This window comes from Kitasatospora sp. NPDC058063, assembly GCF_042885395.1.
In the GTDB taxonomy this organism is placed as follows: Bacteria; Actinomycetota; Actinomycetes; order Streptomycetales; family Streptomycetaceae; genus Kitasatospora; species Kitasatospora lactacystinica.
The window spans coordinates 51,081-64,368 of the sequence record NZ_JBHVSD010000026.1 but is presented as its reverse complement, the minus strand read 5'-3'; the positions used below and the strand labels follow the sequence as shown (position 1 = coordinate 64,368).

Annotated in this window: 10 protein-coding genes; 3 read left to right on the top strand and 7 right to left on the bottom strand. The window is 73.7% G+C overall.

The window, feature by feature from the left end:
- Positions 1-37 precede the first annotated feature (37 nt).
- Positions 38-2,104, bottom strand: a complete 2,067-nt coding sequence (locus ACFVUY_RS34370) for a prolyl oligopeptidase family serine peptidase (protein ID WP_387736228.1) — start codon at positions 2,102-2,104, stop codon at positions 38-40.
- Positions 2,105-2,253: 149 nt separating this feature from the next.
- On the opposite strand from ACFVUY_RS34370, the gene ACFVUY_RS34365 reads away from it, so the two are divergent.
- Positions 2,254-3,426, top strand: a complete 1,173-nt coding sequence (locus ACFVUY_RS34365; RefSeq protein WP_387736226.1) for an aminotransferase class V-fold PLP-dependent enzyme — start codon at positions 2,254-2,256, stop codon at positions 3,424-3,426.
- A 154-nt stretch (positions 3,427-3,580) separates the two neighbouring features.
- A complete protein-coding gene (locus ACFVUY_RS34360; protein ID WP_387736289.1) occupies positions 3,581-6,436 on the top strand; it encodes a DEAD/DEAH box helicase in 2,856 nt (951 codons plus the stop codon).
- A gap of 222 nt (positions 6,437-6,658) precedes the next feature.
- Here the strand turns inward: ACFVUY_RS34360 and ACFVUY_RS34355 are convergent, their stop codons facing one another.
- The 6 genes from ACFVUY_RS34355 to ACFVUY_RS34330 form a co-directional block, all read right to left on the bottom strand.
- On the bottom strand, positions 6,659-7,204 hold the full coding sequence (locus ACFVUY_RS34355; protein WP_387736224.1) for a DoxX family protein: 546 nt from the start codon (positions 7,202-7,204) through the stop codon (positions 6,659-6,661).
- A gap of 227 nt (positions 7,205-7,431) precedes the next feature.
- Entirely contained in the window at positions 7,432-7,782 is a 351-nt protein-coding gene (locus ACFVUY_RS34350; RefSeq protein WP_387693068.1) for a winged helix-turn-helix domain-containing protein, read from the bottom strand.
- Positions 7,779-8,573 carry a hypothetical protein gene (locus tag ACFVUY_RS34345; protein WP_387736222.1) on the bottom strand — a complete coding sequence of 265 codons (795 nt, stop codon included), beginning with the start codon at positions 8,571-8,573 and terminating at the stop codon, positions 7,779-7,781. Before ACFVUY_RS34345 ends, ACFVUY_RS34350 begins: the two co-directional genes overlap by 4 nt.
- A 157-nt stretch (positions 8,574-8,730) precedes the next feature.
- Positions 8,731-9,633, bottom strand: coding sequence for a 5'-3' exonuclease H3TH domain-containing protein (locus ACFVUY_RS34340; RefSeq protein WP_387736288.1), 903 nt, complete (start codon positions 9,631-9,633; stop codon positions 8,731-8,733).
- 59 nt (positions 9,634-9,692) lie between these two features.
- A complete protein-coding gene (locus ACFVUY_RS34335; protein ID WP_387736220.1) occupies positions 9,693-10,805 on the bottom strand; it encodes a cation diffusion facilitator family transporter in 1,113 nt (370 codons plus the stop codon).
- A gap of 194 nt (positions 10,806-10,999) precedes the next feature.
- Positions 11,000-11,728 carry a gamma-glutamyl-gamma-aminobutyrate hydrolase family protein gene (locus ACFVUY_RS34330; protein WP_387693076.1) on the bottom strand — a complete coding sequence of 243 codons (729 nt, stop codon included), beginning with the start codon at positions 11,726-11,728 and terminating at the stop codon, positions 11,000-11,002.
- Positions 11,729-11,893: 165 nt separating this feature from the next.
- On the opposite strand from ACFVUY_RS34330, the gene ACFVUY_RS34325 reads away from it, so the two are divergent.
- Positions 11,894-13,288 carry a glutamine synthetase family protein gene (locus ACFVUY_RS34325; protein WP_387693078.1) on the top strand — a complete coding sequence of 465 codons (1,395 nt, stop codon included), beginning with the start codon at positions 11,894-11,896 and terminating at the stop codon, positions 13,286-13,288.

Below are 13,288 nucleotides of genomic sequence, written 5' to 3'. Positions count from 1 at the left end.
GCGGAGTGTCGCAGCCCGGCCCGGGCGGTGCAACGGACTACCCCAGGGACGCCCGCAGGAAGGCGAGTTCGGCCTCGGCCAGCTGCTCCATCAGCCCGCCCGGGGTCATGTGGGTGGCCCCGGGCAGCGGCAGCACGCTGTGCGGCCGGCCGGCCCTGGTGAGCGCCTGGGAGAGCAGCAGGGTGTGCGAGGGGTGGACGTTGTCGTCGGCCAGCCCGTGGATCAGCAGCAGCGGCCTGGTCAGGGCGGGCGCGTCGGTGATCAGGCAGTCGTCGGCGTAGCCCTCGGGGTTGTCCTGCGGCAGGCCGAGGTAGCGCTCGGTGTACGCGGTGTCGTAGAGCCGGAAGTCGGTGGGCGGGGCGCCCGCGCAGGCGGCGTGGAAGACGTCCGGGCGGCGCAGGACGGCGAGCGCCGCGAAGTAGCCGCCGTAGGACCAGCCGCGCACGCCCACCCGACCGAGGTCGAGGTCCGGGTGCTGCTCGGCGAGCGCGTGCAGGGCGTCGACCTGGTCGTCCAGCGCCACCTGGGAGAAGCGGCGGAAGATGGTGCGGGTGAACTCGGGGGAGACGAACGGGGTGCCGCCGTTGTCGACGGTGACCACCGCGAAGCCCTGGTCGGCCCACCACTGCTTGAGCTGCCAGCGGCGCGGCTCGTTGGCCACCGCCTGGTAGCCGGGCCCGCCGTAGACGTCCAGCAGGACGGGCAGCCGCCGGCCCGGGACGTGGTCGCGCGGGTAGACCACGGCGCTGGGCAGGGAGCGCCCGGTGACCCGGGCGAGTCGCGGCTCCACCCGGTGGGGCAGCGCGGCGCTGTGGTCGGTGAGCGGCAGCTCGCGGCCGTCGCGGCTGACGACGCGCCGCACGCCCTCCGGGCCGGCCGAGGTGAGCAGCAGGGTGTCGGCGGCGGCGAGGGCCGTGTGGGTGCCGGGGCCGGAGGCGAGCGGCTCGGGGGCGCCGCCGTCCGGGTCGACCAGGTGGACGTACTGGTCGAAGGGGTCGCCCTCGCCGGTCTCGCAGAGCAGTCGGCCGTTCAGCCGGCCGACGACCCGGCGGATCTGCAGACCGGTGGTGTCCAGGGGCTTGCCGTCCAGCGCGAGGCCGCGGGTCTGCGGGGTGTCGTGGACGGTGAGCAGCCGGCCGTCGGCCAGCCGGGCGGGGGTGCCGGGCAGGTCGTCCACCCAGAACTCGTCGGTGGTGCGGGAGAGTTCGGTGCTCGTGCCGGTGGCCGGGTCGGCGCTCAGCAGCAGCACGTTCTGCTGCAGGCGGTCGGCGACGGTGAGCAGCACCTCCTCGGTGGAGGCCCAGGAGGCGGCGCAGACGTACGGGAACTCCTCGGCGTCCCACCGCAGTCGGACCCGGGTGCCGTCCAGGCCGAGCGCCCAGAGCTGGACGTCCGCGTTGGGGCCGCCGGCCTGCGGGTAGGCGAAGTCCTCGGGGGCCTCGCCGGGGTGCGCCGGGTCGGCGAAGTAGCGCCGGGGGACGGCGGATTCGTCCACCCGGGCGGCCAGCAGCGCGCCGCCGTCCGGGCGCCACCAGTGGCCGCGGGAGCGGCCGAGCTCCTCGGCGGCGGCGAATTCGGCGACGCCCCAGCGGGCGCCGTCGGCGGGGGAGAACGGTTCGAGGGCCGGGGTGACGTACAGGGCGTCCTCGGCGACGTAGGCGACGCGCTGCCCGGTGGCGTCCGGCCGGGGGTCGAACGCGGGCCCGGCGACGGGGAGTTCGTCGCTGGTGCCGGCGGTGGTGTCGGTGCGGAACAGTCGGCCGTCCAGGGTGAAGACGGCGGTGGCGAGGTCGGCGGTGGCGGCGTACGTGCCGATGCCGGCGGCGACCAGCCGGGTGCGCTCGCGCAGCCGGCGCTCGACGACGGGCAGGTCGTCGCGGCGGCCGGTGCGGCCGGGCAGCAGCGCGGCCGGGTCGGCGACCAGGCGCTCCTCGCCGGTCGCGGTGTCGAGCAGGTGGAGGCGGTCGACCGGATCCTCCGGACCGGTGGAGCGGAGCAGCAGCAGCCGGGTACCGTCCTCGGCGAGGGTGTACGCACGCGGCGCGCCGAAGGCGAACCGGCCGGTACGGGCGCTGAGGGCAAGGAAGGCGTCGGTGTTGGTCACGGCCCGATGGTGGTCGCGAGGTGTGGGCCCCGACCAGTAGTCTGTCATGTGAAATGTCACACATCAGTGCGTGCCGGTGCCGACCGGCCCGCCGAGACGTCGAGCCACCGGCGCGCCGACCACCGGTGCGCCGGCCAGCGGAGGAAACCGTGACCGAGGACCTGCGGACCGCCGAACCCCCGGCCCCCCTGCCCGCCGCCGACCGGCTGTTCAGCGTGTCCCCGCAGACCGCGCACCTGAACCACGGCTCGTTCGGCGCCGTGCCCGTCCCGGTGCAGCGGGCGCAGGAGCGGCTGCGCACCGAGCACGAGCGGGACCCGGACGGCTTCTTCGCCGACCTCCCCGCCCGGATCGCCGCCGCCCGCGCCCTTCTCGCCGCCGAGCTGGACACCGACCCGGACCGGCTCGCGCTGGTCGCCAACGTCACCGAGGCGGTCGCGATCGCCCTGGACAGCATCCCGTTCGCCCCCGGTGACCGGATCCTGGTCACCGACCACGGCTACGGCGCGGTGACCCGGGCCGCGGTCCGCAAGGCCGCCGAGACCGGCGCCGACGTGGCGGTCGTCGAGGTGCCGCTGGATGCCCCGGACGAACAGGCCGTCCGGGAGACGGTGCTCGCCGCCGTGGACGGACGCACCACCGTCGCGATCCTGGACCAGCTGACCTCGCCCACCGCCCGCCTGGTGGCCGGCCCGGCCCTGCTCGCCGACCTGCGCGCCCGCGGCGTGACCACCGTGGTGGACGGCGCCCACGCCCCCGGCATGCTGCCCGCCCCGATCGATCCGAACGCCGACTTCTGGTTCGGCAACCTGCACAAGTGGGCCTTCGCGCCGCGCGCCACCGGCGTGCTCGCCGTCCGCCCCGAGTGGACCGCCCGGGTGCGCCCGCTGGCACTGTCCTGGGAGCACGACAAGGGCTTCCCGGGCAACGTGGAGTGGCGCGGCACCTGCGACTACACCCCCTGGCTGGCCGCCCCGGCCGGCTTCCAGCTGCTGCGCGACCTCGGCCACGCGGAGGTGGCCGCCCACAACACCGCCCTCGCCGCGTACGGCCGCCGGGTGCTCGCCGAGCGGGCCGGCCTGGCGCCGCTGCCCGCGACACCCGGGGTCTGGATGAGCACCGTCCGGCTGCCGGACGGGTTCGGCGAGACCGAGCCCCAGGTGAAGGCGCTGATGGCCGAGGTGTGGCACCGGCTCGGCACCCGGATCGCCGTCCGCCCGTGGGCCGGCGGCGGGGTGCTGCGGGTCAGCGCGCAGCTGTACAACCGGCCGGAGGAGTACGAGCGGCTGGCGGACGGGCTGGCGGAGCTGCTGAAGGGCTGAGCCCCGGGGCCCGGGCCGGGGCGAGCCACCGTAGCCCCGGTAGTCCGGGTCGTCCCGGTCGTCCAGGTCACGGAAAAACGGTGCTATCGATGTCACTCCTCCCGGGTAACCTCTCGCTGAGATGCGAGATCACACCAACCACACCCGGACGGCGATGAACACCCCCGATCCAGAGCCCCAGGACGACCAGGAGCTCAGCCCCGCCGAGGCGTACGCGGCCAGCCGTCGCCGGGCCAAGGAGCAGGCCACCGCCCTGTACGGCTTCCAGCAGCTGTACGACTTCCCGCTGGACGACTTCCAGCTGGAGGCCTGCGAGACGCTGGAGGCCGGATCCGGCGTCCTGGTCGCCGCCCCCACCGGCTCCGGGAAGACCATCGTCGGCGAGTTCGCCGTGCACCTGGCCCTGGCCGCGGGCCGCAAGTGCTTCTACACCACACCGATCAAGGCGCTCTCCAACCAGAAGTACGGGGACCTGGTCAAGCGCTACGGCGCCGCCAAGGTCGGCCTGCTCACCGGCGACAACACCGTCAACGGCGACGCACCCGTGGTGGTGATGACCACCGAGGTGCTGCGCAACATGCTCTACGCGGGCTCCAGCACCCTCGACGGCCTCGGCTACGTCGTGATGGACGAGGTGCACTACCTCGCCGACCGCCTCCGCGGCGCCGTCTGGGAGGAGGTCATCATCCACCTCCCCGAGTCGGTCACCCTCGTCTCGCTCTCCGCGACCGTCTCCAACGCCGAGGAGTTCGGCGACTGGCTGGACACCGTGCGCGGCGGCACCAAGGTGATCGTCTCCGAGACCCGCCCCGTGCCGCTGTGGCAGCACGTGATGGCCGGCAACCGGATGTACGACCTGTTCGCCGACCCCGACCGCGACGGCCGCCCCAAGCACAACCTGAAGCACCCCGGCAAGGCCGTCAACCCCGAGCTGGTCCGGCTCGCCCGCTCCGAGCTCGACCGCAACCCGCGCGACCGCTTCGGCCGCGGCCGGGGCCGCTCGATGCCCAACGGCCGGCCGGGCCGGGTCTGGACGCCGAGCCGCGTGGACGTCATCGACCGGCTCGACACCGAGGGCCTGCTGCCCGCGATCACCTTCATCTTCAGCCGGGCCGGCTGCGAGGCCGCCGTCCAGCAGTGCCTCAGCTCCGGCCTGCGGCTCAACAAGGACGCGGACCGCGCCCGGGTCCGGGCGATCGTCGAGGAGCGCTGCGCCGACATCCCCGACGAGGACCTGCACGTCCTCGGCTACTTCGAGTGGCTGGACGGGCTGGAGCGCGGCATCGCCGCCCACCACGCCGGGATGCTGCCCCGGTTCAAGGAGGTCGTCGAGGAGCTCTTCGTGAAGGGCCTGGTCAAGGCCGTCTTCGCGACCGAGACCCTGGCGCTCGGCATCAACATGCCCGCCCGCTCGGTGGTCATGGAGAAGCTCGTCAAGTGGAACGGCGAGACCCACGCCGACATCACCCCCGGCGAGTACACCCAGCTCACCGGCCGGGCCGGGCGGCGCGGCATCGACATCGAGGGCCACGCCGTGGTGCTCTGGCAGCGCGGCCTCGACCCCGAGGCGCTGGCCGGCCTGGCCGGCACCCGCACCTACCCGCTGAAGTCCTCGTTCCGGCCCTCCTACAACATGGCCGTCAACCTGGTCTCCCAGTTCGGCCGGCACCGCTCGCGCGAGCTGCTGGAAACCTCCTTCGCCCAGTTCCAGGCGGACCGCTCGGTGGTCGGCATCGCCCGCCAGGTGCAGCGCAACGAGGAGGGGCTGGAGGGCTACCGCGAGTCGATGACCTGCCACCTCGGCGACTTCGACGCGTACATGGAGCTGCGCCGCAAGCTCAAGGACCGCGAGAACGAGATGGCCCGCGAGGGCAGCAGCCAGCGCCGCGCGGCCGCCGTCGAGTCCATCGAGCAGCTCAAGCCGGGCGACGTCATCCACGTGCCCACCGGCAAGTTCGCCGGCCTCGCCCTGGTCCTCGACCCGGGCCTGCCGCCGGTCAACCGCTCCGGCCGGGGCGGCCCGCGCCACCCCGACTACCAGGACGGCCCCCGCCCGGTGGTGCTCACCGCCGAGCGGCAGGTCAAGCGGCTCGCCATGATCGACTTCCCGCACCCGGTCGTCGCGATCGAACGGCTGCGCATCCCCAAGTCCTTCAACCCGCGCAGCCCGCAGTCCCGGCGCGACCTCGCCTCGGCCCTGCGCACCAAGGCCGGTCACCTGGAGCCCGAGCGGTTCCGGCGCGGCCGCGCGGCGGCCGCCGACGACCCGGAGATCACCCGGCTGCGCACCGAACTGCGCCAGCACCCCTGCCACGGCTGCTCCGACCGCGAGGACCACGCCCGCTGGGCCGAGCGCTACCACCGGCTGCACCGCGACACCGAGCTGCTGGAACGCCGGATGCGCTCGCGCACCCACACCATCGCCCGCACCTTCGACCGGGTCTGCGGACTGCTCACCGACCTCGGCTACCTCAGCGGAGACACCGTCACCGACGACGGCAAGCGCCTCGGCCGGCTGTACGGCGAGCTCGACCTGCTCGCCTCCGAGTGCATCCGCGAGGGCGTCTGGAGCGGCCTGGCCGCCGCCGAACTCGCCGCCTGCGCCTCGGCGCTGGTGTACGAGGCCCGCCAGTCCGACGACGCCGGCGCCCCCCGGGTGCCGGAAGGCGCGGCCAAGGAGGCGCTCGGCAAGATGGTCCGGATCTGGGGCCACCTGGACGCCCTGGAGGAGCAGCACCGGATCAACACCGCGGAGGGCGTCGGCCAGCGCGAGCCCGACCTCGGCTTCGCCTGGGTCGCCTACCGCTGGGCGCTCGGCCACAACCTCGACCAGGTCCTGCGCGACGCCGACATGCCGGCCGGCGACTTCGTCCGCTGGACCAAGCAGCTGATCGACGTCCTCGGCCAGATCCAGGACGCCGCCGGCGAGGACGTCGAACTCCGCCGGACCGCCCGCAAGGCCGTCGACGGCCTCCGCCGCGGCATCATCGCCTACTCCTCCGTGGGCTAGCCGGACACCCGAAGGGGCCCGCCCGCTCACCCGAGCGCGCGGGCCCTTCCGCTTTCCTCCCACCCCGTGCGGCTTCGGCTTTCACGGTGTTGCGCAGGAAGTCGGCCCGGCCGACTTCCCACGCAACAGAAGGTACGGCGCCGCCGTCTGAGCGGCGGGCTCCGGCGGCGGGGTTGTCGCGGCCTCGCTCGACCTGGGCGAGGCCGCGGCCCGGTGGCGCGGTCAGCCCGTCATCGCCCGGTGTTCGGCCCGGGGGCCGGTGCCGGTGAGGTGGCCGTCGCGCGGGGCCGGGCCGGGCCGGTCCTCCCGTCGGGTGGCGACGGTCAGGCAGGCCGCGATCAGCACGATGTTCTTGAGGATGTACTGCCCCTCCAGCGTCGGGACGGGCGGGATGCCGTGCACCCACACGTCGTCCGGCAGCAGGACGAGCGTCGCGAACACTCCGGCCATGTGCACGAAGAACACTGCCAGGACGACGGGGAGCAGCAGCCCGGTGACCAGTCCGGCCCCGATGGCGACCTCCATGAGGGCCAGCAGCGGTCGCGAGACGCCGGGCGGCACCAGGTCGAAGGTCAGCCGGCTCATGCAGCGGGTGGCGAGGTCCTCGGCGGGGCTGGCCCCGGGGATGAACTTGAGCACCCCGAACCAGAGGTACACCGCCCCGACGCTGACCCGCAGGACTCCGGGGGCCACCCGCCGGTAGCCGTGGGAGAAGTCCTCGGCCCGGCGTCTGCCCGTCCGCACGGCGCGTGCGAGATGCGACTCCATTCGCCCCTCCATCAGATCCCTTTCAGAGTTCCCCGGCACCCAGGAGGACGAGGCACACCGCGGTCGGCGGGATCCGGGTGAGGGGCGGCCCGAAGCGCCGACCGGGCACGGCTCGTCGGGTGCCGGCTCGGAAGGCCGCAGCTTAGCGCCCTGCTGCCGCGGCGGAAAGGTTCGGCGCAGCGTCGGATGGCGGGGGCGGCTCGTGGGAAGTCGGCCCGGCCGACGTCCTACGTCCGGGGGTGTCGGGGCCCGGCGGCGTCGAGGCGGCGGACGAGTTCGCGCAGGGCGCGCAGTTCGCGGTCCAGGGCTTCGGCGCCGTGGGCGGTGAGGGAGACCCAGGTGCGGGGGCGGCGTCCGACGTAGCCCTTGGCGACGGCGACGAGGCCGGAGTCCTCCAGGACCTTGAGGTGGCGGGACAGGTTGCCGTCGGTGGCGCCCAATTGCTCCTTGAGGAAGCCGAACTCGACCCGGTCGGCCTCGCGGGCGATGGTCAGGATGCCCAGCCGGACCCGCTGGTGGACGGTGTCGTCCAGTACCAGGGTCGGGTGCGGCTCCTCGGCTTCGTCGGCAACGCTCATGAGGTGACCGTACGGGATGCTCCCGGTGCGCGGCGGGCCGCCGTCCACTGCGCCAGCCCGGCGGCCAGCAGGACCGCCGCGAGCAGCAGGGCCTTCGGCTGCGGGCCGTCGGCCCAGCCGCCGTCGCCCCGGTCGAGCCACGGCAGCCAGCCGCTCTCCCAGGGTGCCGCGAGGTAGGCGGTGAGCAGCGCCGTGTGGACGAGTCCGGCGGAGGCCGCCAGGGGGCTGCGCTCGGTCAGCCCGAGGACGATCAGGCCGGCTCCGACCGCGTACCAGGGTGAGGCGTAGGTGTTGGCGAGCATGTCGAGCACGAACGGCACCCGGCGGACGGACAGCAGGGCGACCAGCACGGCGGCGACCAGGACGCCGGCGCCGACCGTGGTGGCGAGCAGGCCGGCGCGGCGCGGGACGATCCCGCGGGCCTCGCCGCGCCGCCGGTACCAGCGGGACAGCACCAGCCAGGCGAGCGGGAGCAGCGCGTACCAGACGCCCCAGGCCAGGAAGCGGAGGACGGCTCCGTCGAACTCGCCGGCGAGGCACGGGGCGTCCGGTGCGTGCGGGACGCAGAGGCCGATGAGTTCGGAGTACGCGAAGAGCGGATAGGACGTGACGGACCGCCCGTTGGCACCGAAGTTGTAGGCCTGGCCGGAGATCGGCACGGCGGCCAGGGCGAGCAGGCCGAACCCGAGCAGCGGGACCCCCGAGCCGCGCAGCCGGGTCCGGGCCCGGGCCCGGAGCCCTTCCGTCTCGGCGAGGAGTTCGGCCGGGCCGGGCCGTTGCTCTGTCGTCATGTTCCACCCCTTGTCGCGCACGATCGCTTTGCTGTGCCATGAACTTTGCATCGCAAAGTGAGCTGCGGTCAAGGGCACTTGGGGCCGGCGGGCCCCGGGAACGCCGAGGGGCCCGCACGTTCGCGTCGAACGTGCGGGCCCCTGAGAGGATTCGGGCTCAGCGGGTGGCGAGGGCCTCCAGGACGCGGTCCAGGGAGGTGCCGAGGCCCCAGCGGGCGGAGAGCTCCTCCAGGGTCATCGGGTAGAGCGGCTCGCGGGGGAGGGCCGGGTCGAAGTCCGGCAGTGGGGCGTCGTCGGCGACGCGGACGACCTTGGGGGCGACGTCGAGATAGCCGGCGCCCTCGACGATGTTGCGGCGGCGGGCCGGGGTGAGCCTGGAGCCGAGGTCGAGGGCGGCGGTGCGGATGGCCGCGAGGTCGCCGTACTCGTTGATCAGCTGGGCGGCGGTCTTCTCGCCGATGCCCTTGACGCCGGGCAGGCCGTCCGACGGGTCGCCGCGCAGGGCGGCCATGTCGGCGTACTGGGCGCCGCGCACGCCGTACTTCTCCAGCAGCAGCGCGTCGTCGGTGACCTGGAGGTTGCCCATGCCCTTGACCGGGTAGAGCACGGTGATCCCGCGGGCGTCGTCCACCAGCTGGAAGAGGTCGCGGTCGCCGGTGACGATCTGCACCGGTCCGGCGGCGCGGGCGGTGAGCGTGCCGATCACGTCGTCCGCCTCGTAGTCGGGGGAGCCGACCCGGGCGATGCCGAGCGCGTCCAGCACCTGCTCGATCACCGGGACCTGCGGGGCCAGCGTGTCGGGCACCTCCTCCTCGCCGTCCTCGGCCGCCTCGGCGACCCGGTGGGTCTTGTAGGAGGGGATGAGGTCCACCCGCCACTGGGGGCGCCAGTCGACGTCCATGCAGGCCACCAACTGGTCGGGCCGGTGGTCGTGGACCAGTCTGGCGATGAAGTCCAGCAGCCCACGGACGGCGTTGACCGGCTCACCCTGCGGCGAGCGCAGGGTGTCCGGTACGCCGAAGTAGGCCCGGAAGTACAGGCTGGCGGAGTCGAGCAGCATCAGTCGCGGTGCGGTCACGACTCAGCATCATGCCGCACCGCGGTGACGGACGGGTGCTGTCAGTGCTCGTGCGGTCCGGCTCGGTGGACCGGGCCGTGGGCGTCGGCGCAGTGCTCGACGGTGGAGTCGGCCGGGGTGGTGATCTGCAGCAGCGCGCCCGCCTCGTCCTCGCCGACGTGGTCGACCTGGAGGGTGGAGTGGGTGATGCCGTACTCCTCGGAGAGCCGGCGCTGCAGGGAGCGCCGCACCGCGTGGCAGTCGCCGCCCGGGGTGACCAGGATGTGCGCGGACAGGGCCGGCTGACCGGAGGTGATCTCCCAGATGTGCAGGTCGTGGATCTCCTCGACCAGCGGCTCGGTGACCATCCGGTCGGCCACCGCGTCCGGGTCGATCCCCGCCGGGGCGGCCTCCAGGAAGATCCGCCCGGAGTCCCGGACCAGCGCGATGCCGGCCTTGAGCATCAGCGCGACGACGATCAGCGAGGCGATCGAGTCGGCCCGGGCGAAGCCGGTGGTCAGGACGATCGCACCGGCGACGGCGGTGGCGATGAAGGCGTAGAGGTCGGTCAGTACGTGCTGGAAGGCGCCCTCGACGTTCAGCGAGCTGCGGTTGGCCTTGGACATGCACCAGGTGGCGGCGAGGTTGACCACGATCCCGACCAGTGCGGTGATCAGCACCAGTGAGCCGGTGACCTCCGGCGGTTCGAGCAGCCGGGTGATCGCCTCGTAGCCCAGCCAGGCCGACAGCACCAGCAGGGTGACCCCGTTGGCCTGCGCGGAGAGGATCTCGGCGCGCTTGAGGCCGTAGGTGTAGCCACCGCGGGCCGGGCGGGCGGCGAGCCGCATGGCGATCAGCGCGAGCACGATCGAGGCGGCGTCGGTGAGCATGTGGGCCGCGTCCGAGATCAGCGCCAGGGACTGGGCGGCGAAGCCGACCACGACCTCGCCGGCCATGAAGACGACGATCAGGGCGAGGGCGCTGAGCAGCCAGCGGCGGTCCGCGTCGGCGGCTACGCCGTGCGAGTGGCCGCCGTGCCCGTGCCCTCCAGAGCCGTGCCCGTGCCCTCCGGAGCCGTGCCCGTGCCCTCCGGGGGCGTGGGAGTGTCCGCCGGAACCGTGCGAGTGCTTCTGGTCATGCGCATGATCATCGTGCGAATGCTCGTGCCCGGCCATGGAGGTCCTCTCTGGGCGCACGGGTGGGAAAGGGGGCGCGGCGCGACCGCCCCGCAACCGAAGTGAACCGCAGAATCGACAAAGATCCAAAGGTTGTACTGGTGACCGTTGTCGTTCCCGTCCGGGCGGCCGGACCCGGCGCACTCCGCAGCCGCCCGACGGGCCGAACTCCCGTTCCCTCATGCCCAGTTGCGCTACCCCAGCGCCAGCGAGTCGAGGACCGCCGCGGTGGCCGCCCGGACCAGGGCCCGCATCAGCCGAAGGTCGTCCCCCTGCTCCGGATGCCACTGCACCCCGAGCGTGAACCCCGGACCCTCCACCGCCTCCACCGTCCCGTCCGGCGCGTGGGCGCTCACCCGCAGGCCCGCCCCCAGTCGGTCGACGGCCTGGTGGTGGAAGGTCGGCACCTCCAGCTCGCTCTCCGGCAGCAGCCCGCCCAGCAGCGTCCCCGGCACCGGCCGCACCGGGTGCGAGCCGTAGAGCCCGGGCGAGCCGCCGTGCACGTCCACCGGCACCACGTCCGGCAGGTGCTGCACCAGCGTCCCGCCGCACACCACATTCAGGATCTGCATGCCCCGGCAGACCGCCAGCAGCGGCATCCCCGCCGCCAGCGCCGACCGCAGCAGCGCGACCTCCCAGGCGTCCCGCTCCGGCGACTCGATCTCGGTCGCCGGATGGGCCGGCTGCCCGTAGTACGCCGGGTCGATGTCCGGCCCGCCCGCGATCACCAGGCCGTCCAGCCGGGCCAGCACCTCCGGGGCGCGCTCCGGGACGTCCGGCGGCAGCAGGACCGCGATCCCGCCCGAGTCCCGGACCTGCGCGGTGTACCGCTCGGGCAGCAGGGCCACCCGGCGGCCCCGCCAATCGCTCCAACTCGCGTCCACCAGGTAGGTGCTGACGCCGATCAAAGGCCTGCGATCCATGGCGGGCATTCTCCCCCCGGGGCGCCTGATCCACCGTCAGCCACGCGCGTCGGCGCGCCACGGGCACCCGACACCCACCCGCCCTCTTCCGCCCCGCGAGTCGCAGGCCGTACGGTTCGCTGTGACCGCTTGATCTCGAAGAGTGATCGAGGAGGAGGGTTCGGCATGTCCGAACTGCCCGAACAGGCCGCCGCCGGCTCGCCGGCCCGGCCGCCGCTGACCCTGGACGGGCTGCGGACCCTGGTGGACTCCGGCGAGGTGCACACCGTCGCGCTCGCCTTCACCGACATGCAGGGCCGCCTCCAGGGCAAGCGCTTCGCCGCCCGGTTCTTCCTCGACGAGGTCGCCGAGCACGGCGCCGAGGCCTGCGACTACCTGCTGGCCGTCGACGTCGACCTGAACACCGTGGACGGCTACGCCTTCTCCTCCTGGGCCACCGGCTACGGCGACTTCGCGATGCGCCCCGACCTCGGCACCCTGCGGCTGACCCCCTGGCAGCCCGGCACAGCCCAGGTCACCGCCGACCTCGCCCGGCACGGCGGCCACCCGGTGGACGCCGCCCCGCGCCAGCTGCTGCGCCGCCAGCTCGCCCGGCTCGCCGAGCACGGCCTGGCCGCCGACATCGGCACCGAACTGGAGTTCCTGGTCTTCCGCGACACCTACGAGCAGGCCTGGCTGGGCGGCTATCGCGGCCTGACCCCGGCGAACCTCTACAACGTGGACTACTCGATGCTGGGCACCGCCCGGGTCGAGCCGCTGCTGTCCCGGATCCGCACCGAGATGGCCGGCGCCGGCCTGGTGGTGGAGTCCGCCAAGGGCGAGTGCAACCTCGGCCAGCACGAGATCGCCTTCCGCTACACCGACGCCCTCACCACCTGCGACCAGCACAGCGTCTACAAGACCGGCGCGAAGGAGATCGCCGCCCAGCTCGGCTGCGCGCTCACCTTCATGGCCAAGTACGACGAGCGCGAGGGCAACAGCTGCCACATCCACCTCTCGCTGCGCGACGCCGTCGGCGCCCCCGCCTTCGCCGACCGGGACGGCCGGATGACGGACACCATGCGGTACTTCCTGGCCGGCCAGCTGGTCGCGCTGCGCGAGTTCAGCCTGCTGTACGCGCCGAACATCAACTCCTACAAGCGCTACCGCCCCGGCTCCTTCGCCCCGACCGCCGTCGCCTGGGGCCGGGACAACCGCACCTGCGCCTACCGGGTGGTCGGCCACGGCCCCGGCCTGCGGATGGAGAATCGGGTGCCCGGCGGCGACGTCAACCCGTACCTCGCGGTGGCCGGGATGATCGCGGCCGGCCTGCACGGGCTGCAGCGCAAGCTGGACCTGCCCGCGCCCTGCCTCGGCAACGCCTACGCGGTCGAGGAGTACGTCCGGGTGCCCGGATCGCTGCGCGAGGCGGCCGAGCTGTGGGCGGAGAGCGCACTGGCCCGCGAGGCCTTCGGCGACGACGTGGTCGAGCACTACCTGAACATGGCCCGGGTCGAGCAGGCCGCCTACGACGGGGCGGTCACCGACTGGGAGCGCTACCGATCCTTCGAACGGATGTGA